The 21,698-nt window shown below is 72.8% G+C and carries 22 protein-coding genes and 1 pseudogene; 10 read left to right on the plus strand and 13 right to left on the minus strand.

Translation table 11 applies throughout. The annotated features are described in order from the left end of the window. Both ABZW32_RS24395 and ABZW32_RS24400 read left to right on the plus strand, forming a co-directional pair. A partial coding sequence (locus ABZW32_RS24395) for a class E sortase (protein WP_356219226.1) occupies positions 1-759 on the plus strand: 759 nt, incomplete at its 5' end. A gap of 185 nt (positions 760-944) precedes the next feature. Next, positions 945-1,235, plus strand: a complete 291-nt coding sequence (locus ABZW32_RS24400; protein WP_356219229.1) for a hypothetical protein — start codon at positions 945-947, stop codon at positions 1,233-1,235. Between the two features lie 17 nt (positions 1,236-1,252). Here the strand turns inward: ABZW32_RS24400 and ABZW32_RS24405 are convergent, their stop codons facing one another. The 4 genes from ABZW32_RS24405 to ABZW32_RS24420 form a co-directional block, all read right to left on the minus strand. Then, positions 1,253-1,654: a DUF6009 family protein gene (locus tag ABZW32_RS24405; RefSeq protein WP_356219231.1), complete on the minus strand. Its 402-nt coding sequence runs from the start codon at positions 1,652-1,654 to the stop codon at positions 1,253-1,255. Next, on the minus strand, positions 1,651-3,186 hold the full coding sequence (locus ABZW32_RS24410) for a phage/plasmid primase, P4 family (protein WP_356219233.1): 1,536 nt from the start codon (positions 3,184-3,186) through the stop codon (positions 1,651-1,653). Before ABZW32_RS24410 ends, ABZW32_RS24405 begins: the two co-directional genes overlap by 4 nt. Further along, positions 3,183-4,298: a bifunctional DNA primase/polymerase gene (locus ABZW32_RS24415; protein WP_356219236.1), complete on the minus strand. Its 1,116-nt coding sequence runs from the start codon at positions 4,296-4,298 to the stop codon at positions 3,183-3,185. The genes ABZW32_RS24410 and ABZW32_RS24415 overlap by 4 nt, the downstream gene beginning before the upstream one ends. A gap of 698 nt (positions 4,299-4,996) precedes the next feature. After that, on the minus strand, positions 4,997-5,389 hold the full coding sequence (locus ABZW32_RS24420; RefSeq protein ID WP_356219239.1) for a hypothetical protein: 393 nt from the start codon (positions 5,387-5,389) through the stop codon (positions 4,997-4,999). A gap of 325 nt (positions 5,390-5,714) precedes the next feature. Between ABZW32_RS24420 and ABZW32_RS24425 the strand changes: the two genes are divergently transcribed. After that, entirely contained in the window at positions 5,715-5,966 is a 252-nt protein-coding gene (locus ABZW32_RS24425; RefSeq protein WP_356219241.1) for a hypothetical protein, read from the plus strand. Between the two features lie 13 nt (positions 5,967-5,979). On the opposite strand, the gene ABZW32_RS24430 is transcribed toward ABZW32_RS24425, so the two are convergent. The 4 genes from ABZW32_RS24430 to ABZW32_RS24445 form a co-directional block, all read right to left on the minus strand. Continuing rightward, positions 5,980-6,627, minus strand: a complete 648-nt coding sequence (locus ABZW32_RS24430; RefSeq protein WP_356219244.1) for a response regulator transcription factor — start codon at positions 6,625-6,627, stop codon at positions 5,980-5,982. Positions 6,628-6,894: 267 nt separating this feature from the next. Next, positions 6,895-7,728, minus strand: a complete 834-nt coding sequence (locus ABZW32_RS24435) for a CAP domain-containing protein (RefSeq protein ID WP_356219246.1) — start codon at positions 7,726-7,728, stop codon at positions 6,895-6,897. 255 nt (positions 7,729-7,983) lie between these two features. Then, positions 7,984-9,534: a hypothetical protein gene (locus tag ABZW32_RS24440; protein ID WP_356219249.1), complete on the minus strand. Its 1,551-nt coding sequence runs from the start codon at positions 9,532-9,534 to the stop codon at positions 7,984-7,986. A gap of 153 nt (positions 9,535-9,687) precedes the next feature. Beyond that, positions 9,688-10,335, minus strand: coding sequence for a hypothetical protein (locus ABZW32_RS24445; RefSeq protein WP_356219251.1), 648 nt, complete (start codon positions 10,333-10,335; stop codon positions 9,688-9,690). A gap of 497 nt (positions 10,336-10,832) precedes the next feature. Between ABZW32_RS24445 and ABZW32_RS24450 the strand changes: the two genes are divergently transcribed. The 7 genes from ABZW32_RS24450 to ABZW32_RS24480 all read left to right on the plus strand — a co-directional run bounded on the left by ABZW32_RS24450 (position 10,833) and on the right by ABZW32_RS24480 (position 17,568). Beyond that, on the plus strand, positions 10,833-11,066 hold the full coding sequence (locus ABZW32_RS24450) for a hypothetical protein (protein WP_356219253.1): 234 nt from the start codon (positions 10,833-10,835) through the stop codon (positions 11,064-11,066). Positions 11,067-11,214: 148 nt separating this feature from the next. Beyond that, positions 11,215-12,606: a DUF2079 domain-containing protein gene (locus ABZW32_RS24455; protein ID WP_356219256.1), complete on the plus strand. Its 1,392-nt coding sequence runs from the start codon at positions 11,215-11,217 to the stop codon at positions 12,604-12,606. Between the two features lie 252 nt (positions 12,607-12,858). Then, positions 12,859-13,410, plus strand: coding sequence for a hypothetical protein (locus tag ABZW32_RS24460; protein ID WP_356219258.1), 552 nt, complete (start codon positions 12,859-12,861; stop codon positions 13,408-13,410). Positions 13,411-13,488: 78 nt separating this feature from the next. Continuing rightward, a complete protein-coding gene (locus ABZW32_RS24465; protein WP_356219261.1) occupies positions 13,489-14,259 on the plus strand; it encodes an SDR family NAD(P)-dependent oxidoreductase in 771 nt (256 codons plus the stop codon). Between the two features lie 404 nt (positions 14,260-14,663). After that, positions 14,664-15,185 (plus strand): transglycosylase SLT domain-containing protein, encoded by a 522-nt coding sequence (locus ABZW32_RS24470; protein ID WP_356219264.1) that lies wholly within the window; start codon positions 14,664-14,666, stop codon positions 15,183-15,185. Positions 15,186-15,859: 674 nt separating this feature from the next. After that, complete coding sequence (locus tag ABZW32_RS24475) at positions 15,860-16,480, plus strand: RNA polymerase sigma factor (protein WP_356219343.1); 621 nt, start codon at positions 15,860-15,862, stop codon at positions 16,478-16,480. Next, positions 16,477-17,568 carry a CU044_5270 family protein gene (locus tag ABZW32_RS24480; RefSeq protein WP_356219265.1) on the plus strand — a complete coding sequence of 364 codons (1,092 nt, stop codon included), beginning with the start codon at positions 16,477-16,479 and terminating at the stop codon, positions 17,566-17,568. The genes ABZW32_RS24475 and ABZW32_RS24480 overlap by 4 nt, the downstream gene beginning before the upstream one ends. 122 nt (positions 17,569-17,690) lie before the next feature. Here the strand turns inward: ABZW32_RS24480 and ABZW32_RS24485 are convergent, their stop codons facing one another. The 5 genes and pseudogenes from ABZW32_RS24485 to ABZW32_RS24505 all read right to left on the minus strand — a co-directional run. After that, a complete protein-coding gene (locus ABZW32_RS24485; RefSeq protein WP_356219267.1) occupies positions 17,691-18,389 on the minus strand; it encodes a response regulator transcription factor in 699 nt (232 codons plus the stop codon). Positions 18,390-18,578: 189 nt separating this feature from the next. After that, complete coding sequence (locus ABZW32_RS24490) at positions 18,579-19,823, minus strand: hypothetical protein (RefSeq protein WP_356219269.1); 1,245 nt, start codon at positions 19,821-19,823, stop codon at positions 18,579-18,581. 231 nt (positions 19,824-20,054) lie between these two features. Continuing rightward, complete coding sequence (locus ABZW32_RS24495) at positions 20,055-20,582, minus strand: chromate transporter (RefSeq protein ID WP_356219272.1); 528 nt, start codon at positions 20,580-20,582, stop codon at positions 20,055-20,057. Then, positions 20,579-21,157, minus strand: coding sequence for a chromate transporter (locus tag ABZW32_RS24500; RefSeq protein WP_356219275.1), 579 nt, complete (start codon positions 21,155-21,157; stop codon positions 20,579-20,581). The genes ABZW32_RS24495 and ABZW32_RS24500 overlap by 4 nt, the downstream gene beginning before the upstream one ends. Positions 21,158-21,366: 209 nt before the next feature. After that, positions 21,367-21,599, minus strand: a pseudogene (locus ABZW32_RS24505) (murein biosynthesis integral membrane protein MurJ); the annotation flags it as partial. Between the last annotated feature and the right edge of the window lie 99 nt (positions 21,600-21,698).

Here is a 21,698-nt window from a genome sequence, read left to right on the forward strand (position 1 = left end):
GCGGCCCGGCGCCGGGCCGCCGTGGAGGCGGCCCGGCGCGAACGCCGTCGGCGTCGCGGCGGCCCGGTGGCGATCGCGGTGCGCGGCTTCGCCGAACTGTGCCTGACGGTCGGGGCTCTGATGCTGCTGCTGGTCGTCTACCAGCTCTGGTACACCAACGTCCTCGCCGCGCAGGAGGCCGGCGGTGCGCTGTCCTCCATGGAACGGCAGTGGGAGGAGCCCGCCCCGCCCTCCTCCGGGGAGGGGAACGGCACCGCGGTGCCCTCCGGGCAGGCCTTCGCGATCCTCTACGTCCCGAAACTCGGCCTGGAGGCGCCCATCGCCCAGGGGGTGGACCGGCAGGAGGTTCTCGACCGGGGGCTGGTCGGCCACTACGACGGGGTCGGGGGGCCCTCGTCGGCCATGCCCGGGGACAAGGAGGGCAACTTCGCCCTGGCCGCCCACCGCAACAGCCGCGGTGAGCCGTTCCGCCGGATCAACCGGCTGACCCGCGGTGACCAGGTCGTCGTGCGGACCCGCGACACCTACTACACCTACGCGGTGACCGGTTCGCTCCCGCAAACCTCGCCGTCCGATTCGGGGGTGGTCGCGCCGGTCCCGAAGGGGTCCGGGTTCACGGGTCCGGGCCGCTATCTGACGCTCACCACGTGCACCCCGGAGTACACCAGTACCTACCGGCTCATCGTGTGGGGCGAGTTGCGCTCCGAGCGTCCAGCGGCCGAGGGACCGCCGGCCGCTCTGGCGGCCGGCCGGGCCTGAGCCCCGCTTCGGCACGGGATTTCATCCGGGGGATCATCCGTTCGGATCACGCCTGTGAGGGGGGCGGCGTGCATGCTGAGATCTCGGCCGGAGTCCGCGAGCCCGGTGTCATCCGGCGACACCGTCCCCTCCCGAGGGGTCCGGCTCGTTCCGGCCCCGCCCTCGAACGGCCGAAGGGACACGGTGTGGACGGCCCCGCCCAAGACGACCTCAGCGCCCAGCGCGCCTTTCTCGACGCCCGGATCGCCGACCTCCTGGAGACGGGCGGGAGCCGGACGCTCATGCCCGCCGTGCACGCTCTGGCCGACAGCGTCCGCGATCTGGCCGAAGAAGCCGACCGGGCCATGATCCGCGGGGACCGCGCGGTCTACGCCACGGCGGCACGCCGGCTGCACGCCGTCGCCTGGCAGTGGGCCGACCACCCTGACTACCGGTCACCGGGTTCCCCTTCCCGCCCCCGCCGGCCGGAGGACTGAGCCCCCGGCGGTGGGGGTCAGCTCTCCGGAAGCAGGATGCCGAGCCTGCGCATCGCGGCCGACGGGGGTCCCGCCGACCTCAGGGTCCGGTGCCCGGGCTTCCGGGGTGCCAGGGTCCTCGGGTCCACGGCCTCGGACGGGCTGCTGAGCGCGTAGCTGCCGTCCGGCTGCTGGTCCCGGTCGTGGGGCAGCAGCCAGAACACCCTGCGCAGGAAGGTGCCCGACGCCCTGGACGGGCGGGCTCCGGGTCCGAGGACCGCGTAGCCGACCATGCGGCCGTCGCGGTGGTACGGCGGGCGGCCCTGGCGGTTCTGGAGCCGCTCCAGGCTCTGGCGCACGTAGTCGAGTCCGGTGATGTCCTCCAGCCACACGACGCGGCACTCCTGGGCGATCTGCTCCGGTCCGATGAGTCCGCTCACGAGGTCTCCTCCGTCACGGGAGAGGTGAGGAGTCCGATCCCGGGATAGAACTTGCGCTGGTTCGAGGCCAGCATCTCTTTCGGACTGCGCATGCCGAGTGTCTCCCGGATCCGGGCCGCGAAGGCCCTGGAGGTCACCGGGTTGGCGCCTTCTCCCAGACACCACTGCCGGTAGGCCTGGTAGAGGGTCGCCTGTTCGGCGCGCAGCGTGATCTCCACCCGGCATGCTTCACCGATGAAGCGGCCCATGTGGTCCTCCGTCTCGGCGTAGGCGGTCGTGGCGACGCGCACCCGGTCGGGGCCCGTCAGGTCCTTCTCTCCGGCGAGGTACCGGCGGGCTCCGTCGATGAGCCAGGCGAGGATGCCGGGGCCCTCGTCCTGGACCAGCGAGTCGGCGAGGTTGTCGACCTTGCACTGGTCGGGCACGACGCGTTCGAAGGGGATCAGACGGATGCGTCTCCAGAACGCGAAGCCTCCGGTGCCCACTTCGGGCCGGTGGTTGCCCAGGAGCCAGAGCTTGTGGGTGGGGGTGATGGAGAAGAAGTCCTGCCTCATCCGGCGCGCCTTGATCCGGTCACCTCCCGTCAACAGCTTCACCCTGGCCTCGTCGAAGCGGTCTCCCGGCTTGAGCTCGCTGCACACGATGACCCTGCGGCCGAGCAGTTCGGCGAGTTCGGTGGGGTGCCCCTCGAAGGGCTTGGCCATCAGGAATCCCGGCGGCGCGGCGTCCGCGTAGTCCCCCAGCAGCTTCACCAGCACGTCGAGCAGGACGCTCTTGCCGTTCTTGCCCAGGCCGTAGAGGAAGGGCATCACCTGCGCCCCGACGTCGCCGGTGATCGAGTACCCCAGCAGCAACTGGAGGAAGTCGATCATCTCCGCACCCTCGGCGTCCTGACCGAAGGTGTCCCGCAGGAAGGCCTCCCAGCGGACCGCGGGAACCGCCGCGGGCGCGACGCTCGTCGAGCGCGAGTGGAAGTCGCGCGCCGGGTCGGGGGCGCTCACGGTGCCGGTGAGCAGGTCCACGACACCGCCGGGGGTGCACAGCGCGTACGGGTCCGCGTCCAGCCGGGCGGCGTTCAGGATCATCCCGGGGGCCGACCTGGCCTGCATCAGCATGGCCTTCACGCCCGCCGTGGACAGGGCGCGCCTGCGGTGCTGGCGGAGTCCGGTGGTGGTGTGGCCCCCGCTGGGATCGTGCTCGGCGAGCCGTTCGGCCATCTCTCCGGCGGCCCACACCACGGCGTCGTCCTCGTCGAGCGACCAGCGGTATCCGGTCCAGCGGTACCAGCCGAGTCCGGGGACGTGCCGGTAGTCCTTGCCGTACAGGGCGACGAACAGCTTGGCGTTGCCGCGGTCCGTCAGGCTGTCGGGCAGCAGCCGCTGCTCCGCGTCCGCGGGGGGTGTCGGCGGGGCGGGGATCGTCCCGGGGCCGGCGGCGGCCGCGAGCCGGGCGATCTCGTCGGGGGCGCCGGACGCCGCGAGGATGCGCAGGGCCACCGCGACCGGGTCGAAGCCCGTCGGAGCGTCCGTCATCCGCGTCCTCCCAGGTGCAGGGGGCGCCGGAACCCGGCCGCGAGGCCCGCGGTGATGACGCGTCGGGCCCGCTCCCGCTGTCCCGGGCGCACCAGGGCGGCGGCATCGGTCAGAGCGCGTTCGGCCGCGCCGGCGTCGAGGTGTCCGGCGGCGACCAGCCCGCCCACGGTGTAGGCGGCCCGGTTCAGGCGTTCGGTGAAACCCGCTCCGGTCGGGGCCGCGGCGCAGGCTGCGAGCTCCCCGAGCACCGAGCGCAGAAGTTCCGCCGCGCGGGGGCGGCGGGGGTACGGGACGTGCCGGGGGCGGGCTCCGGAACGGGCGGGCGGGCGGGCCGGCATGAACGGCGCGGGCAGGGACGAGGGGCCGCTGGTGGGCGGAGACTCGGGCACCGGGCCGATCGCGTGCCCGGTCCGGGTCAGCTCCCCGGCGAGCCAGTGCGGCAGCGGGGCCGGTGCCCGGCAGGGGCCGACCGGTTCGTAGGCGCCGTCCCTGGTGACGGTTCCGGGGGCGACGATGTACCCCCCGTGGGCCCGCACGTCGACCTGCCAGGCCAGGGCCCGGCGGCCCGATCCCGAGGAGCAGTGCCAGCCCGGCCCGTCCCCCGCCCGGTACCACACGTGCAGGCCTCCCGAAGGGGTACGGACCCTCAGGGTTCCCTCGTCCCGGGCCGGGGTGGGGGCCCCGCGCAGGGCGGCGAGCACGGCCAGCGTGTGGAAACCGTCGGCGAGACCGGTGAGGTCCACCTCGTCCGCGATGTCGATCCCCGGCAGCAGCCGCCCGCGCGGGGGCGGTGGACCGCCGTGGGAATCGATGTCGATGACGACGAGACCGGCCGGGCCACAGGCCACTCCGACACCGAAGCGGCCGGCGGCCCACCAGGCGTCGATGCGTCCTGGATCGGTGGTGGCGGCATGGAACCCGTGGCACCTCCGGCCCGCGGGAAGGCAGGGACACTCCTCGGGGGTGTGTGCGCCGTCCCGGCAGTCCGGGCAGTTGCGCGGAGGCGTCTTGGCTCCGTGGGCGAGCGGGTGGACCGGCCAGCCCTGCGCCGCGCACCAGCGGGCGACCGAGCGGGGCGAGGGGTGCGGGCCACGTGCCGAAGGGCCGGTCACGACGTGACCGGGCTCGTGAACGCGACCCGGCTCCCGAAGGCCGCCCGATGGTGTTCCCGCTTCGAAAGGCACGTGCTTCTCCCAGCGACTCAAGCGACCGACTTCCTCGGACCACACTCTGTGGCACGGAGGAGGGGCCGCACCTCGGCTGATCGGGGGGACCAAGGGGCCGGGCCTTTCACCCGATCGTCCGCTCCGGGCAGGGTCTTTGGCCTCTACCGGGAGGAGCCCAGGGCGGAGAAGTCACGCGCCAGGACCCGCAGGAGGGGGCGCAGCAACTCCCGGCGCGACACCTTCCACGGCCGGGGACGGGAATCGGACCGTTGTGCACGGCGGAACTGCTGCATCTGGCTTCGCCTCCGTAGGGTCTGGGCGGATGGCCCGCCCCCAGCTTCCGTGAGGTCGCCCCGCCACCCGACAGGGCGTTCGGGGGATGCCCCGGGGGAAAGGACGTCCCCCGAACAGGGGAGGGACGGGATGGAGGCGGTCGAAGGGCACCCCAGCGACCGGAGCGACTCAGGAACACACCTATCGCTCTCCTGAGAGAGGCGGAGAGGGGGGAAAGCCGACTCGAAGTCCGTCCGCCCGTCGCTTGGGTCGCTTCCCCACCGACCGCGAGCAGCTCCCGGCGCCCGGCCGGGAGCTCTTCCGCACGGTCACCACTGCGCGCGGACACAGCCCCTGCCGCCGACACCGGCTCAGGTGTCGCGCAGGGCCTCGCGGAGTTCCTCGTACGAGAGGTCTGCCGGCAGTCCGGCCCGGCGCCTGGCCCGGACCGCCTTCCCCACCAGGTGCTCCCGCCGTCTCAGAACGCAGTGTGACCGGGCCATCCGCAGGGCAGCCGCCTCGCTGCGGAAACCCGGATAGACGATCAGGCACTGGCGGCAGAGCCAGAAGTAGTCATCGTCCGCGGCGGGCCCGCGGCCCAGGCAGACGGGGCCGTCCGGATCCTCCGCCTCCGTCTCCGCCGTCACCCGGCGGCACCAGGCGGCACGGGTACACACTCCGTTCGCCGCCTCCCCGGCCTCGGGCACGCACGGAACTCCCCGGTGCCGCCCGGAGCATGCTCCGCCGGTGCTCTCCTCGGTCATGGCCCGTACTCCTCTTCCCCGGGCCCGGGGGACGGAGGGCTCCGCCGGGCGGGCCGCGGACTTCCATCCAACGGCCCCCCGGCCCGGCGCACGCCCCACCGAACAGCGGGTCCGGCAGGGGAACCGACCGTGCGCAGACGGCGCGGTGCCCTCTTCTCCGGATACCACTCCAGCCGGGAGACTGCCCCGGATCCTGCCCCGCCGGGCCTGGCCCGAGGCCAGGGGGTCGGGTGTGCTGAGGGGCACGAGCACGGTGGCGGGCCACTGACGGACCCGGCCGCCCGGCGCCACCGTCCGCCGGACCTCGTGCGACCACGGAGGCACCATGCACGTTCACAACGGTCCTACCGGTCTCGGCGTACGCCCCTCGGAGTGGAACACTCACCCGCCGCAGACGTTCGACCATTTCCAGGCCGCCCCCGCGGCCCCGGCCGCCCGAGCCGTGTACAACGATCCGCACACGCCGCTCTATGACATGCTCGTGCACGAATGGCAGTACCTGGGCCGTTGCTCGCCCGAGTGCTGCCGACCGGGCATGGTGCAGATCCACCACGGCTTCGGGCCGGGCAGGCTGTGACGAGGAACGGCTCCTACTCCAGCAGACCGCGGCGCATCGCCTCGGCGACGGCGGCCGCCCGGTCCGAGACACCCAGCTTCGTGTAGAGCCGCTGCGCGTGGCTCTTGACCGTACTGGGCGCGAGGAAGAGCCGCCCGGCCACGGCGGGGATGCTCATCCCCTCGGCGAACAGTTTGAGGACCTGCCGTTCCCGCTCCGTCAGCAGGGGCCCCTCGTCCTTGAGCCGTCCGCGGATCTCTCCCGCGAGGCCCCCCGCCAGTTCGGGCGGGATGACCGTGCCGCCCGACGCGACCTGGGCGACGGCTTCGACGATCTTGGAGCGGGGTGCGTCCTTGAGGACGTAGCCGGAGGCACCCTCCTGGATGGCCTGGAAGACCAGGCCGCTGTCCTCGAAGGCGGTCAGCAGGAGCACGCGCGTCGCCAGTCCGTCACGCACCACGGCACGGACCACGGCGATCCCGTCCAGGTCCGGCATCTGTACGTCCACCACGGCCACCTGCGGCTGGTGCTCGGCGATGGCCTTGAGTGCCTCCCGCCCGGTGCTCGCCTCGGCCAGTACCTCGATGCGCCCGCTCGATGTCAACGCGCGGCGCACGCCCTCCCGGAACAGCGGGTGATCGTCCGCCAGCACGACACTGATCAACGCGTTGAGACCGACCACGGGTCACCGCCTCCTCGTCCCACATCGCTGCGGCCAACCGCGGCGGGGCCCCGGGTGCGCGCGTTCTCGCACCGAGGGTAACTCCCCTGTTGCCCGTATCACGTATACACGGCGCGCGGGGACATCCGATTCGCCTGCCCTGGTCCGGGGCAACCGTTCCGGGCGGCGAGCGACCGTGGCGATCCGGTCCGGGTGTCGGTCCCGTCACCCTGCGGCGCAGGGAGTGGACCCGGAACTCCGGTCGCTCCGGTCGCTCCGTCACCGCGCTCAGGCGGCGAAGTCCTCGGTCCACCAGAAACCGACGTCGTTGAAGTAGGCCCCGATGCCCATGCTGTGGTCTCCGCAGTCGAGGAGGTTGGCACGGGATCCGGGCTGGGCCGTCCACTGGTTCAGGAGGGCCTGCGGGTCCGCGGGGCCCCGTGCGATGTTCTCGGCGCGCAAGCCCTGCACGCCCGCCCGCGCGGACCGGGTCCACGGGGTGGAGCCGTCCGGGCCGGTGCTGGAGAAGTAGCCGTGCAACGCCATGTCCTTGCTGTGCGCGGCGGCGAGCGACGACAGCACGGGACTGACGGTGAGCGGGGAACAGCCGGCTTCGGCGCGTGCCTCGTTGACGAGTTCCTCGGCCGCGGCGGCAGCTGCGGCGGGGGTCCGGGGGAGGCTTTCGCGCCGGGGTGCCCCGTGGACGGCGACGGCCGCGTGGGAGGAACCCTCGGCGGCGCCCGTCGGGCTCTTGGGCGCCCCGCTCCCGGTGGCCCCGCCGGGTACGGACTTCCCGGAGCCGGAGCCGGAAGCGGAAGCCGGACCGGACCCGGAACGGGCTCCCGAGGCGGTCCCCGCCCCGTCCCCCGTCCCCTGCCCGGCCCCCGAAGCCTTCCGCCCGGATTCGGCCAGTCCCTGCTCGAAGGGGTTCGGGGCGAGCGGAGCCCGGTCCCCGCGGCCCTCGCCCGAAACGGATGCGGCCCGTACGTGGTGACCGCCCGCCGAGTCCACCACGACGGTCATCGCCGTTCCCGCGACCGCGACGGCGGCCGTGCCGATCAGCACGGTGCGCAGGACGCGGGAGCGTCCACCCGCCCGCCGGGGAGTGCCGTGCCGTCCCATGGATGTCTCCTCGCCCTTGCCCGCCGGTCCCTGTGACCCTGTGCGTCCATGGTGAGGTCCTTGGGACACGGGCGGGCATCCGCCCAACGGCCCCGTGGCGGGAGGAGGACGGCCGGAGCCGCCCGGCCGGGGCGACCCCCGCCCGGGGGGTGCGAAGGGGCCCGGCGGATCCACCGTTCCGGGGATCCCGTCCGGGATCCCGGGCAGGCACGACACCCGAGGGGGGCGTGCCGCTCCGGGCCCGGGCGTCCGCGTCTACTCGTAGACGTTGCCCCGTTCCCGTGGGCTCTCGCTTCCGTCGGAAACGGGCGTGGTCGCACTCGTCGTGGACGGGGCGGCCGACCCGGTCGTACCGGGATCCCGCTGCGTGCGCGCCGAGGCGTCCGCCGCCTCGCGCTTGAGCTGGGCGACGACCCGGTCACGGAATTTGATGGAGGTGATGTCCGCGTGTTCGCCGAGGTCGGCCATGACTCCCGCCGGCACGGTCGTGTCCCCCGCGTCATAGGGGTTGTCCCATCCGTCCGCGGTGTCACGGATCTGGTCGCGGACGGCGTAGATCCCCTCCAGGCCGGGGACCGGCCGCCCGGTCGAACCGTTGTCGCCGCGCAGGACCACGTCCGTGTTGGGGTCCAGCCCGTGCTTCTCGACGAGGATCCGCGCCGCCACGCCGATGTTCGTCGCCTCGGGCCGGTAGTGACCGCTCCAGTTGTCCACGGTGAGCTTTCCGGCACGGTCGACGGCGATCATTCCGGCGGCGACGACGGCCGCTCCGCCGACCACACTGCTGTGGTGCGTCAGCCTGACGCGGCCGCCGCCCGCGATGTGCGGCCGGGCCTCGTCGAGGGAGTCCATCACCCTGGTCTCGACGAGCTCTCCGTTCTCGTCGAGGAACTGCGCCGAGAACTCGTCGAAGACGTAGAGCTCCTCGCCCTCGGAGAGGACCCATCCGCGGGTGGAGCCGGGTGGGAGCGCGGTCCCGTCGGCCAGGACGACGGCGCCGTCGACCAGGGTCGCCCGGTAGGAATCACGGTCCTCCAGCGCCACGTAGAGGGTGGACAGCGCCGTCCGCTCGACCTCCCGTGCCCGCCAGCCCTGTCCGTGCTCCTCGCCCCGGTACTCCTCGTGCAGCGGCAGGCCGCCGGCCTCGGCGGCGTGGAAGCCGACGCTCTCGGGCCTCTGGTAGGCCTCGAAGCCGGCGGAGCCGAAAGCCATGGGCAGCGGGTCCGCCCCGTGCCGGTCGGACGGGTCGGGACGGCTCGTCCTGTCCTGGAGGCTGGAGAGCACCTCGCGGATGACCGACATGGACTCGGGGCCGAACCAGTCGTAGCAGAACATGAAGAGGTCGGCTCGTTCCGCTTCGCTTCCGAAGCCTGCGAGCGCGGCGGGCGCGAGGCCTTCGAGGCCCTCGGCCCGCGCTGCCAGGGCTTCGCCCAGCGTCTGGCCGACCGCGACGACTTCACCGAGCGAGTCGAGGAAGAGTGCCGCGGTCTGCTCCGCGGACACCGCCAGGCCTGTCATGCACGCGAGCAGTTGCCCGGCCTGCTCCTCCTCGGCCTCGGTCATCCCGTCGGGCCGGACGATGCCGCCGAGGGCCTGGGCCGCCGACAGGAGTTCGTGCCAGGTCGCGCAGACGCCCGCGAAGACCTCTGCGACCCGGTCGGTCGAGCCCTGCCCGGTCCGCAGTTCGCCCGTGAGCTCTTCGATGCTCAGCAGGAGTTCCCGGATGCGCCCGAGGACTTCCTCCTCACCGGCCCAAAGGCGCGTCCCCAGCCAGTCCACGTCCTCCTGCTCAGCGACTGTCCACACGTTCGGCCTGCCTTTCAGCGCCCGCCTCGGCCAGGTCTCCGGCCGCGGGACGCGTTCCGTCGGATGAGAGCGAGGCTATAGACCGGACGGCCGGATTCCGTGGCCCCGAAGGCAGTCGGGCGGGCACCGGGACCCACCGATGGGGCAGCGCCGCTACGCGGCGGCCGCCCCGCCTTCGCGCAGGCCCTCGGGCTCCTGTTCCCGGCCACCCGTCCCCTCGGCCGGGACGAGGAAGACCGCCTTCGGCGCGGCGTGCCACTGCCGGGCCCTGGCCCGGCTCCGGCCGGTGTGGAGCTCCAGGGTCCGGGAGGTGATGGCCAGCGTCAGCGGCTCGTTCAGCCGGTGCTCGGCGAAGGTGAACGCCCAGGGGTCGCAGCCGTACACGGTGGCGGTGAAGGCGTCGCTGCGCCCGACGCGCCTGACGAGCAGGACGTTGGGCCATCCGTCGATGCGCAGGTCTATCGACATGGAAGCCGGATGGCCGTCGCGGAGCGTGTCGGGCTTGCCCACGACGGTTCCGGTGGCGCCGGGGGCGATCAGCCGCGATGAGCTGTGGACCATGTCCGAGGCCATGTGCCACGGGGTGACGGGCTGAGAGGTCAGGTTGTGGACCCGTACGATCCAGCCGCGCGAGTTGACCCCCCAGTCGGCGGCGGTCTCCGGGGGCGGCTCGTTGGCCGGGGCGGCGGGCTCCGCTGTCGCAGGCTCCCCGTCGCCCGGGTGTACGGGCAGGGAACCGGGGCCGTGCCCGGTGGAGATGAGGAGCTGCGCCTCGTGGTCCTTCGGGTCGAGCGTCGTCATGGGTCACCTCGCGAGCGCGTCTTGGAACCGGGCTTCGAATGCGGTTCGGAGCGAACGCTGCCACCGTCGCGCGCCCCCGGGGAAGCCGTTCGGGGCCCCGCGGCGGTGATTTGGTCCGATGGAAGGGCCGATCGGTGGGCCCGGGCGCCGTGGCGCCCGTCACCGCGGGGCACCGATCGGCGGAACCGGCGACGGCCCGGCGAATCGTACGGTCGGCCGGGTCCGCGGCCGCGTCCCCGCGGCGAGGCTCGTTACTGCCGACAGGGACGTCACATCGCGTTCACACGCGCCGACGACGCCGGCCCAGCCTGACAGGGACGGTTGCCATGACCGAAAAGAGAGAGCTCCGATGGCCCGAATGGATCGGGGCACGCGCCGCCGTCCGATGCCATTGCAGCGCACCGCGCGCGGACCGGTGCCGCGCCCTGTGGTGTGCCGACTGCTCGTGCCACTCACGGCTTCCGGAAGGTGCCTTCGGTACCCCGCGGACGCTGTCCGTGGAGATCCAGCGGTTCGAACACGGCAGTTGGGACACCGAGTACTTCCTGGCGGACGTGGAGAGCTTCGTCGGTCCCCGGGAACTCGGAGAAGCGATCCTGCAGGACTGGGTGGCCCAGGCGGGCACGCATGACCACCACTCGTTCCGCGCGCTCGTACGGCCCGGAAATCCTGTCGCGGAGACGACGGCCGTCGCCACCGGCGATGGCGACGGCCGCGCCGCGCCCGGCTGACCCGACCCGCGCGCCCGATCCACGGGGCGACGGGCTCTCCGGGGGAGCACGAGGACACGACGACACGAGGAACCACATGCCGCTCCGTTGGCCACAGATCTCCGCGCGTCCGGAGCGCACCTCACCGGCCGGGCCGCGGAAGTGGCGGATGCCGTCTTCCGAGGCGACCCTGCCCTGGACCCTCGCCGCCGTGTTCTTCGCCCTCTACGCGGCCCTGTCCATACGGCTCCACCAGAGGCTTCTGACCACGGGCTACGACCTCGGCATCTTCGAACAGGCCGTCCGCTCCTACGCCCACGGCCACCTCCCGGTGTCGGCGCTGAAGGGGCCGGGTTTCAACCTGCTCGGTGACCACTTCTCGCCGGTCCTGGCGACCCTGGCACCGTTCTACCGCCTGTTCCCCTCACCGTTGACCCTGCTGGTGGCCCAGGCGGCACTGCTCGCCGTCGCCGTCGTGCCGCTGAGCCGGTGGGCCTACCGGTCCCACGGCCGTGCGGCGGCCCTCGTGGTCGGCATCGGCCACGGGCTCTCCTGGGGCATCGCCTCGACCGTGGGATTCGACTTCCACGCGGTCTGCTTCGCCGTGCCGCTGCTCGCCCTCTCCGTGACGGCACTGGGCAACGGACGTCCGCGGGCGGCGGCCGCCTGGGCGCTGCCGCTCCTCCTGGTGAAGGAGGACCTGGGCCTGACGGTCATGCTGATCGGCGGCTACATCGCCTGGCGGGGCTCGCGCCGCCTGGGTCTGGCCACCGCCGCGGCCGGGCTCGCGGGCACCCTGCTGGAGATGTTCGTCCTCATCCCGGCGTTCAACCCCGGCAACGGATACGCCTATTCGGGCAGCATCACCGGCGGCGGCCGAAGCGACTCCGCCCTGCTGGACCTGCTGCACCTGCCCGTCGACCTGATCACCCCCCAGACCAAGGTCATCACCCTGCTGGTGCTCCTGGCCCCCACCGCGTTCATGGCCCTGCGGTCCCCCCTGGTGCTGCTGGTCCTGCCGACCATCGGCTGGCGCTTCGTGTCGGAGAACCAGGCCTACTGGGGTACCGACCACCACTACAGCGCCGTGCTGATCCCGATCGTCTTCGGGGCCTTCGTCCACTCCCTGGGCCGCTGGGCACCGGGGACTTCGCCGCAGGACCGTCGGACCCTGCGCAGCGGTCTCGCCGTCAGCGGGGCCGTGACCCTCCTGCTGGTTCCCGGCTTCCCCCTGTCCCGGCTCGCGGAACCGGCCACCTGGCAGACCGCGCCACGGGCCGCGGCGGCTCACCGTGTCATGGACAGGATTCCCGACGGGGCGACGGTGGCCGCCTCCAACCGCCTCGTCCCCCAGCTCACCGACCGGTGCACGGTGACGCTGTTCGGCTTCCACGGTGTCCCGCTCACCGCGGACTGGATCGTCGTCGACACCGAGGCTCCGATGGGTTTCCCCCTGTCGGCCCGGGACGAGGCGCACGCCCTCGACCGGGCACGTGACGACGGCTTCCGCACCGTCACCCAGGACGACGGCTTCCTCCTCCTCCATCGTTCCGCGCCCTGAGCGCACCGCGGGGCGCCGTCAGCCGTCTCCTCCCCCGATCAGGGGAAGCCGTGGGCGGGCTCCGGTGTGGAGGATTGAGGACGAGCACCGCGCCGGGGGCGCGGGCTCCCGCGCCCCTGCCGTTTCCTGCCCTCCGAGCGCGGCCGATCAGAACAGGCACCTCATGACCAGCACCTTCCCGCGCACGCGACCGGCACCGACGGCGGGTGCCCGGCCCCCGTGGTCAACCCCTCCGGCCCGCGGGGGGCTCCGGTGAACGCTCCCGCCCTCAGCTCCGCCATCGCCCTCGTCTTCGGCCTCGTCGTCATCCTGTGGGCCGTCGTCACGTTCTCGGGCGAACGCCCCCTGCGTGAACGGCCCTGGACCGGCGCGGTGTGGGCGCTGCCCGGCGTCGCCCTGCTGAACACCTACGCGTGGCAGGCCGCCATGACCCGGCACGACCTGTTCCTGATAGCGGCGAGCCTGGTCGCCGGAAGCCTCCTCGCGGTAGTCCGGGGCTGCACCGTGCGCCTGTTCACGGAGAACGGCCGGGTCATGCGCCAGGACCGGCCCGTGACCACGTTCCTGTGGGCAGTGTCCGTCCCGCAGCACCTCCTCCTCGTCACGCTGCTGTCCCACGGGCGGGGAACGGCGTACGGAAGTCTCGGTGCCTCTTCCCTCCTGCTGTACTTCGGCGTCGTGCTGTCCGTCCAGCAGGCCGTGGTGCGCCACAGGGCGCGCGGGCGGCTCCCCACCGTCGGCTCCGCCCCTGTGGTCTCTCGGCCCGAAAGGGCAGAGTTCCCGGGTGTCCGTTCCGGACCGTAGGGGCAACCACCACCATGTGCGGTGGAGGGGCCGGGTGCAGGACCCCCGTCCCCGGCCCCGGACACTGGAGAGGTACAGATGAAGCACGACGGACGGCTGGCGGGCACCGCCGCCCTGGTCACCTGCGGCAGCGGGGGCATCGGCGGCGCGACCGCGACGGCTCTGGCCGCGGAGGGCGCGGCGGTGACCGTGGTGGCCCGCCGGACCGATTGCCTGGGCGCCGTGGTGGGCGCCATCACCGCAGCCGGGGGCCGGGCCCTGGCCGTCGCGTGCGACGTCACGGACCCCGTGCAGGCGGGGCACGCCGTCGCGCGCGCCGTCGGCGCGTTCGGGCGGCTGGACACCGTCGTGAACAATGCCGGGCGGACGCTCCTGGCGGGCTTCATGTCGGCACCCGTCGACGCGTGGGACCGCACGATCGACCTCAATCTGCGGGGTCTGCTCCACACCAGCCGGGCCGCGCTGCCCCACCTGCGCGTGGCCGCTTCGTCCGGTTCCCGGAGGGTGGCCGACCTCGTCAACGTCGCCCCCGTCACCACGCGTACGGCGGTTCCCGGGGGCGAGGTGAACGCCCTCACGACGTACGGGGTGGTGGGTCTCACGGAAGCGCTGCGCCACGAGCTGGCCGGCAGTCACGTCCGGGTCTGCGTGGTCGAACCGGGCGCGGTGGAGTGCGACCGGCCCGCCGGGGTCGCGGCCGGGGCGGGCACGTCCGCGGGCGACCCCTTCCCGGGGTACGCCCCGGTGCGGCCCGCGGACGTCGCCGACGCCATCGCCTACGTCGTCACCCGGCGCCGTGACGTGGCCCTCGGCGAGATCGTGGTCCGGCCCACCGCCCTGGTGGGGTGAGGCGCTCGGGGCCGGCCGGGGGCGCGCCTCCCCCGATCGGGCCCACCCGATGGGCCGTCGCCCGGGGGACGCCGTTTTCCCGTGTCGCTCGCCGACCGGCCCTCAGGTCGTGTGGCGTGAGTCACACCCTCCGGCTTTCCACGAAGGCCGGTAGTAGAGCCGGCCGGGTCCCCGGGGGCCGTACGCGACGTGGTCACCGCCGCGACGGACACCCCCCGGGGGAAGGACACCCCGGAGCTTTCCACTATCTCCCTTCGTAGTCCGCGGGGCTTTGCCTCCGCGCCCGGTCCCGGGCCACGGTGGTGCAGCCGCGGCATTCCCGCGGCCCACCGCAGGGCGTCGATCCGGATCCGTTCCGCACCCGCGCCGCTGCGTCCCCCCCGTCCCCGAACGAAGGCCATGTCGTGTTCCGTGCATCGCTCCGCACCAACGTCCGCCGCAAGCAGGTCATCGCCGGGGCCCTCGTCGGGCTCTGCACCATCGGCGGAACGCTCGCCGCCCTTCCCTCACACGCCGCTCCGGCCATGCGGCCCACCGCCGAGGCGCGAGTGGCCACGGCGGTCCCGAAGGCCCTGCCCGCGTCGGTCCCGGACGCCACACCGGCCTCGGGGGGCCTGCACGCCTGGATCGACGAGGCCCTCACCGTCATGGCCGAGCACGACATCCCCGGCTCCTACGCCGGCATCAAGCGCAACATCATGCGGGAGTCCTCGGGCAACCGCGACGCCGTGAACGAGACGGACTCCAACGCCGCGGCCGGTACGCCGTCCAAGGGGCTCCTGCAGATCATCGACCCCACGTTCGACGCCTACCACGTCGCCGGTACGAGCACGAACCCCTACGACCCGGTGGCCAACATCGTGGCCGCGTGCAACTACGCGGCCCACCGCTACGGTTCGATCAACAACGTCCACGGCGCCTACTGACCCCCGGGACCGCCCGCCCCGCCGTCCGGCGCCGGACCACGAGCTCGTCGAATCGGTGACGACGGCACCTGCACGGGACAGTCGACCTCGGCGCGCCGGGAACAGCCGCTCCGGGCTGCACTCGGCCTCCGGCCGCCGCCAGTCGCTCACGTCCAGCGCCAGGACGAGCCGATCAGGGCGAGGGCGGCAGGGGATGATTCCGTCTCTGCCAGTCGAAGGGATCGGTGCGCCCGAAGAGGCAACGCCGTTACCACTGCCGGGCATTGAGGACGGGCAGGGACGGCGCGGGGCATTCCTTCGGAACCGCTGCCCGTTCGGGTGAGCGGAAGGGCAGTGCGTCTTCGCCCGGGACACGTCACGTCAGAGTGAGGAAGGGTGATGAGCCCAGTGCGGGTGGTGGTGGGGTACTCGACCAGCCCCGGGTGTGTTCGCGGGAGGTCGGCCGACCGGCCCGACGGGACTGCCGGCGGGTGATGCGCCCGGTCAACCGCGCGTCCGACCGCACCCCCGGCCCAGCCTGGTTGCCATGGCCCTCACGCACCCGCTCTCCGAGCCGCCCCCGATGGACAGGTGTCCTTCCACCGCTGCCGCTCGGGCCCGAAGGGCGGGAACCGCCCTCGGTGCGCGGAGAGAGTAGGTGAGACGGGTCCGGTGTGAGTGACGAGGGAGACGGGATGCGGGAGCGGATACGGGCGGGGGACCCCGAGGCGTTCGGCGAGCTCTACGAGCGGTACGCGAAGGCGGTGTACAACCATGCCTTCCGGCTGACGGGGGACTGGTCGGTCGCGGAGGACGTCATGTCGGCGACGTTCCTGGATGCCTGGCGGACCCGTGAGCGGGTCGAGGAGGCGGGCGGTTCGCTGCGGCCGTGGCTGCTGGGGATCGCGACGAACAAGGCGCGCAACGCCGGCCGTGGCGCACGGCGGCGTCGGGCCTTCCTGGCCCGGCTCTCCGTTCCGGAGCCGGTGGAGGACTTCGCGGAGGAGGCTGCGGGGCGCGTCGACGATGCCCGCCGCCTCACCGCGGTGCGCCGGGCGATGGAAGGGCTGCGCCGCCAGGAGAGGGAGGTACTGGCGCTGTGCGTGTGGTCCGGGCTGGACTATCAGCAGGCGGCGCGGGCTCTGGGAGTACCGGTGGGCACGGTTCGCTCGCGCCTGTCCCGAGCCCGGGCCAAGCTCCGTCGGCTGACCGATCTGGAATTGCCCGAGGAATTCCCGGAACCGCGCCCGCTGCGCGGAGAGGTGAAGAGTGAGGCCGCGACCGCGGCCCTGCCCGTAGAGGGGGGAACCCGATGAACGCCTTCCCGTCCCGGCCCGAAGAGGCCGAGTGCGAGGAGATGGCCCGGCTGCTGCCGGCGCCGGCCGAACGGGACCTTCCCCCGGGGCGTCACCGCCATCACAGGGAGATCCTGATGCAGCAGATCCAGCACGACCGGCACGACGTTTCCGACCCCGCCCGCGGCACCGTCCGGCGAGGACGCGGCATCATGCGCCCGGGATTCCTCGTACCCGCCGCCGCCATGGCGGCGGCGGGGGTCCTGATCACCTCTCTGGCGATCGGGCGCCACGACTCGCCCGGCGGTCCGGCCGAGCAGAGCATCAGCGTCCAGGCCGGAAACGCCGCGGGCGCCACCGCGCTGCTCGACCGCATCGCCTCCGTCGCCGCACACCGCACCGTCACCCCGGTCCGCGATGACCAATTCGTCTACGTGTACAGCAAGGTCGCGGGCTCCGAACCGACCGAGCAGCGCACCGACGACGGCCCGGCGAAGCTGAGTGCCCTGCACGAGCGCCGGATCTGGCTCTCCCAGGACCCGTCCCCGCAGGGCGCCGACCACGGCATGATCCGTGAAGACGGCACTCAGCTCGGCATGGCCGCTCCCTCACCTTCCGGAGGGGGCGGCAGCGGGGGCGTGCCCGCCGGCATCGACCGCCCGACGTACCAGTGGCTCGCCTCACTGCCGACCGACCCCGACGCGTTGCTGAAGAAGCTGTACGCCGATACCAAGGCCTACGGCAGCGGTGGGCAGGACCAGGCCGTCTTCGACAAGGTGGGCGAGTTGCTGCGCGAGTCCGTCATGCCACCGCAGACCGCCGCCGCCCTCTACAAGGCGGTGGCGAAGATCCCCGGCGTGATCGAGGTCCCCGACGCGGTGGACGCCGCGGGGCGCCACGGCGTCGGCATCGCCCGTGAGGACACCTCCCTCTCCCAGCGGACCGAGTGGATCTTCGACAAGAGCAGCCTCGCCTACCTCGGCCAGCGCAGCTACCTCACCAAGGACACCAAGCAGGGCGAGGCCGGCACCCTCACCTCCCTCTCCGCCGTCCTCACCCGCGCGGTGGTCGACAAGGCGGGCCAGGAGGGCGCTGCCGCGAGCGGCTGAAACCGTACGGCTGCGGTGGCCCGGGCCCGACCGCCCGGGCCACCGCCGTGCCCGCGGCGCCCCCCGTCCGTCAGCGTCCTGCGATCGGCGCTCCCGACCGCCCCTTCGCCCGACCCGTGCCGTCATGCACTCAGGCTGCGGACCGGTCCGAAGCGGTATCCGAGCCCACGGGCGGTCTGGATGTACCGGGGGCGGCGGGGCGTGTCCTCGATCTTGCAGCGCAGCCGGCGCACGCACGCGTCGACGATCCGCCCTCCGCAGTCGTGCTTGTGCTCCCACACATTCTCCAGCAGCTGCTGCCGGCTGAAGATCCGTCCGGGCGACTCGGACAGGTACAGGATCAGCCGGAGCTCGAAACGGGCGAGCTGGAGGTGCCGGCCGTCCTTGGCGACGAAGGGCGCCGTACGGTCGATGGTGAGCTCTCCGTACGACTCGGCGGTCTCCCGCTCCGGGGCCGGCCCCGCCGCACGGCGCAGCACCGCGCGGATGCGGGCGTGGACGACGTCCGCGCGGACCGGTTGGACGATGTAGTCGTCGGCCCCGGCATCCAACCCGACGATCATGTCGAAGTCGTCGCCGCGCGAGGTGATCAGAATGACGGGCACCGTGCTGGTGCTCCGGATCCGATGACAGAACCCGATGCCGTTCAAGCCGGGCAGCATCAGATCGAGCAGGATCAGGTCCGGATGGAATCCGTCGATCGCGTCGAGCGCTGCCCCGCCGCTCACCACACGGCACACCTCATAGCCCTGTCTGTGCAGGGCCGACTGGAGCCAGTTGCGGGCGGCGGGGTCGTTCTGTACGAGGAGAATGCGGGGCATGGCGAGGGCCTTCCACGAAGTTGGCCCTGTGATCCGGAGCGGTGGTCGCAGCGGTCACACGGCATCCGCTGGACCCAGGATCACCCTCCGCCCCCGTGAGCCGCCTCCCCCGATCGGACACCGCACCAGACGGCTCGCCCGACGAACGGACCCTCCTCCGGGCCCTCGCCGCGGACTCGTACCGCCGGGTCAGGAGCGGACGGGTCCGGCGAACGTCCTGGTCCCCAGGGAGGTCCGCGGGCCGGGGCCGGTGCCGCAGTAGAGGTTCGTCTCGTCAACCGTCATGGGCCGTTCGTTCCACACCACGGGTACTGCCTCGGTCTTGACGGTCTGGGTGGCCGTGAGGCTCGGGTAGTAGTGGGCGGAGCCGTAGTACTGGCTCTTGGGCAGCACGTTGAACAGGCCCGTGACCGTCTCGGTCTGGGGCGTGACGGACAGCATGCCCACGTTGCGCGGCGGGACGCTGATGGGTGTGCTCTGGCCGAAGGTCGTGGATTCCGACCAGCTGTGCTGGTACGTCGCCTTGACGGACGCCTCGAACTTCTGGCCCAGCGCGAACCCGAGGGTGACACCGACCTCCGCGCCGACGGTGTTGCTGGAGGTGAACGTCTTGGTCCAGTTCACCGTGGTGCTCTGGACCTGCGCGGTGCAGTTCCACGCGAGCTCCACCAGGGTGGGGGGAGCGGTGGCGACGGTGCTCTTGAGCGGGTTGAAGGAGCAGTCCGCCCCGCCGTTCTCGCACAGCGCGAGCACGTCCGTGTCGGCGGGGCGGTAGAAGAACTGGAGGGAGGAGAGTCCGTCGTGGAGCGGGGTGGTTCCCGTGTCGCCCACCGGCACGGCATCGGCCTGGTAGCCCCGGAAGTCGACGTCGAGGAAGCCCTTCGTCTGGCAGTGGTTGAAGCCGACGTAGGCGTTGATCCGGTCGTTCCACGAGGCACCGCCGGAGTTGTAGGGCACCCGTCCCAGGTTCGCGACCTGCGACGACACCCCGTTGTTCGCGGTGCAGGGGCCGGCCGCGACAACGGTGAGCGTGTCGCCGTCGAACTTCTGGCCGGAGTAGGCGATGGTGACCACCGCTCGGGTGCCGGACGTGGGCTTCTGGTTCAGCCGCTCGGCGAACTGCGCGCTGCTCGCGGCCGTGGTGGCGTCGGGGGCGTCGGTCACCCGGCCTTCCGTGGCGGACGAGATCGCCTCCCGGAACGTCCCGAAGCACTCGGTCCGGCCGGTGTCGGTGCCGAGTACGCAGTGGTTGCCGGAGGTCGTCGCGGCCTGGGCGGTGACCGGCCCGGTACCGATGGCCAGGAACGCGCCGAGCAGGAGCGGCACGGCGGCGCGTCGCGTACGCGCCCCGCCCCCGCTCGGCGCGTGAGGGGCGGCGGCCGGGGCCCCGTCCGGTACTTCGGCGGCCGGGGTGGTGCTGTGAGCGGTGGACATGGGTCTCCTGGGAGCCGATGGCTTTCCGGGCAGGCGAAACCGTCCGATGGGGCGGCATCACCGGCCCGGGAACGGACTTCCGCGAAGCTACTGGCAGCACGCGTACCGCTCACTACGCGTACGGGCAGGCTTCCGGGCAGAATCTGCTGTCCGATGCGTGCGGGCCCGCGGCGGCGGGACGCGGCGGCGGCACCCGTGGGCGGCACCCGTGGGCGGCACCCGGCGGCGCGATCACATGACGGCGGCGACGAGCCCGCACGCCGCGCCCGCGCCGAGGATGGCCAAGGGGTGGAGCCGTTTCGTCGCGGCCAGCGCGGTCGCGACGACGACGATCACCACACCCGTCGCGGTACCCGTCGAGGCGCGTACCGCGAAGACCGCACCCGCGCACACCAGTCCGGCGCTGACCGGGGTCATCGCCGCCTGGACGGTCCGCTGCCACGGGCGGTCCCGCAGGCCGTGCCACAGCCGCGTGACGAGCACGGCGACGAGGGCGGACGGCCCGACCATGGCGAGGGTGGCGACCAGTGCGCCGCCCGGGCCGGCGACGTGCCACCCGAGGAGCGTGACGATCATCAGATTCGGTCCGGGGGCCGCTTGGGAAAGGCCGAACAGACTGTGGAACTGCTCCGGCGTGGCCCAGGAGCGGAGGTCGACCGCCTGCCGCTGCAGTTCGGGCAGGACGGCGTTGCCCCCGCCGAAGGACAGCAGCGAGAGCTGCGAGAACACGGTGGCGATCTGGGTGAGCACGGAAGTCATCGCGGCATCCTCCGGTTGAGCAGCAGGCTCGCGGCGCACATCGCCGGAAGGACTGCCACCAGCGGGAATCCCAGCACCGCCACGGCGGCACAGCACACGGCGGCGACCGAGAGCGGCGCCCAGTGGCGCGGCAGCGTCCGCGTGATCTTGAGGGCTGTGGCGGCGAGGAGGCCGGCCGCGGCGGCCGCCAGGCCGAGGACCACACCCCGGACCTCGGCATTGCCCTGGAACTCCTGGTAGCAGGCCCCGAGTGCGATCACCACGACGGACGGCGCTGCCAGCAGGCCGGTCAGTGCCGCAACGGCGCCGCGGGCCCCCCGGAGCCGGGAGCCCAGGGCGGCGGCGAGATTGAGGACGTTGCCGCCGGGGAGGAACTGGCACATCGCGAGCAGGTCGGCGAACTCCTCGGGGGCCAGCCACCGCCGCTTCTCGACGATCATGTGCCTGGCCTGCGGCAGGACCCCGCCGAATCCGGTGAGACCGAGCCAGAGGAAACCTCGGAACAACTCACCGGCCCCGGCTGCGTCCGGCCGCCGCCGCACCGCCGGGTTCGTCTCCGGTCGCTCGCTCGTCATGGTCGCCTCCCTCTCCCGGTGATCCGGTGGACCCGATCAGAGTATCTTGATATCAAGATACTCTGATCGGCTGAACGGGGGAGGTGGTGGTGGACCCGGCACCCGGCACCCGTGGTCCGGCTCACCCGGCACGCCGGGGGGCGGTCACCGTCCTGCGGTTCGTGCCGCCCTGCGGCCCGGGCGCCGCGATATGGCGAACGGAGAGGGCGTCGGGTGATGGCCCAGTACCCGAGCTGGTTGGTCAGGACCAGCAGCACCAGCCGGCCCCCGCTGCGCAGGGGATGGGCGATCCCGCTGCGGCGCCAGTCGAAACGCGGGCGCCAGCGGAACCGGGCGGCGCGCAGGGACGGGACGAGGGCGGCCGCCCGTACGGCGAGGTTGTTGAGGATCGGGGTCCACATCATCGCCCCGAACCCCCCCCTCGGGCGTTCAGGACCTGACCGAGGCCATGACCGTGCTGTTCCTCAGGACCGAGTCCTGTTCCCCCTGCGCCCGCCCGGACGTCGTGGCAGCCGTCACCGATGCGCCAGGTACGTCCGGA

Origin of the sequence: Streptomyces sp. NPDC004667, assembly GCF_040609475.1 — a bacterium.
Taxonomy (GTDB): Bacteria; Actinomycetota; Actinomycetes; order Streptomycetales; family Streptomycetaceae; genus Streptomyces.

Excerpts from the sequence above, each read along its gene's own strand:
- ABZW32_RS24465 (WP_356219261.1), top strand. The coding sequence starts at position 13,489 with ATGAAGCACGACGGACGGCTGGCGGGCACCGCCGCCCTGGTCACCTGC.
- ABZW32_RS24445 (WP_356219251.1), bottom strand. The coding sequence starts at position 10,335 with ATGACGACGCTCGACCCGAAGGACCACGAGGCGCAGCTCCTCATCTCC.
- ABZW32_RS24500 (WP_356219275.1), bottom strand. The coding sequence starts at position 21,157 with ATGACGAGCGAGCGACCGGAGACGAACCCGGCGGTGCGGCGGCGGCCG.
- ABZW32_RS24435 (WP_356219246.1), bottom strand. The coding sequence starts at position 7,728 with ATGGGACGGCACGGCACTCCCCGGCGGGCGGGTGGACGCTCCCGCGTC.
- ABZW32_RS24475 (WP_356219343.1), top strand. The coding sequence starts at position 15,860 with ATGCGGGAGCGGATACGGGCGGGGGACCCCGAGGCGTTCGGCGAGCTC.
- ABZW32_RS24480 (WP_356219265.1), top strand. The coding sequence starts at position 16,477 with ATGAACGCCTTCCCGTCCCGGCCCGAAGAGGCCGAGTGCGAGGAGATG.
- ABZW32_RS24485 (WP_356219267.1), bottom strand. The coding sequence starts at position 18,389 with ATGCCCCGCATTCTCCTCGTACAGAACGACCCCGCCGCCCGCAACTGG.
- ABZW32_RS24410 (WP_356219233.1), bottom strand. The coding sequence starts at position 3,186 with ATGACGGACGCTCCGACGGGCTTCGACCCGGTCGCGGTGGCCCTGCGC.
- ABZW32_RS24425 (WP_356219241.1), top strand. The coding sequence starts at position 5,715 with ATGCACGTTCACAACGGTCCTACCGGTCTCGGCGTACGCCCCTCGGAG.
- ABZW32_RS24455 (WP_356219256.1), top strand. The coding sequence starts at position 11,215 with ATGCCGTCTTCCGAGGCGACCCTGCCCTGGACCCTCGCCGCCGTGTTC.
- ABZW32_RS24420 (WP_356219239.1), bottom strand. The coding sequence starts at position 5,389 with ATGACCGAGGAGAGCACCGGCGGAGCATGCTCCGGGCGGCACCGGGGA.
- ABZW32_RS24495 (WP_356219272.1), bottom strand. The coding sequence starts at position 20,582 with ATGACTTCCGTGCTCACCCAGATCGCCACCGTGTTCTCGCAGCTCTCG.
- ABZW32_RS24490 (WP_356219269.1), bottom strand. The coding sequence starts at position 19,823 with ATGTCCACCGCTCACAGCACCACCCCGGCCGCCGAAGTACCGGACGGG.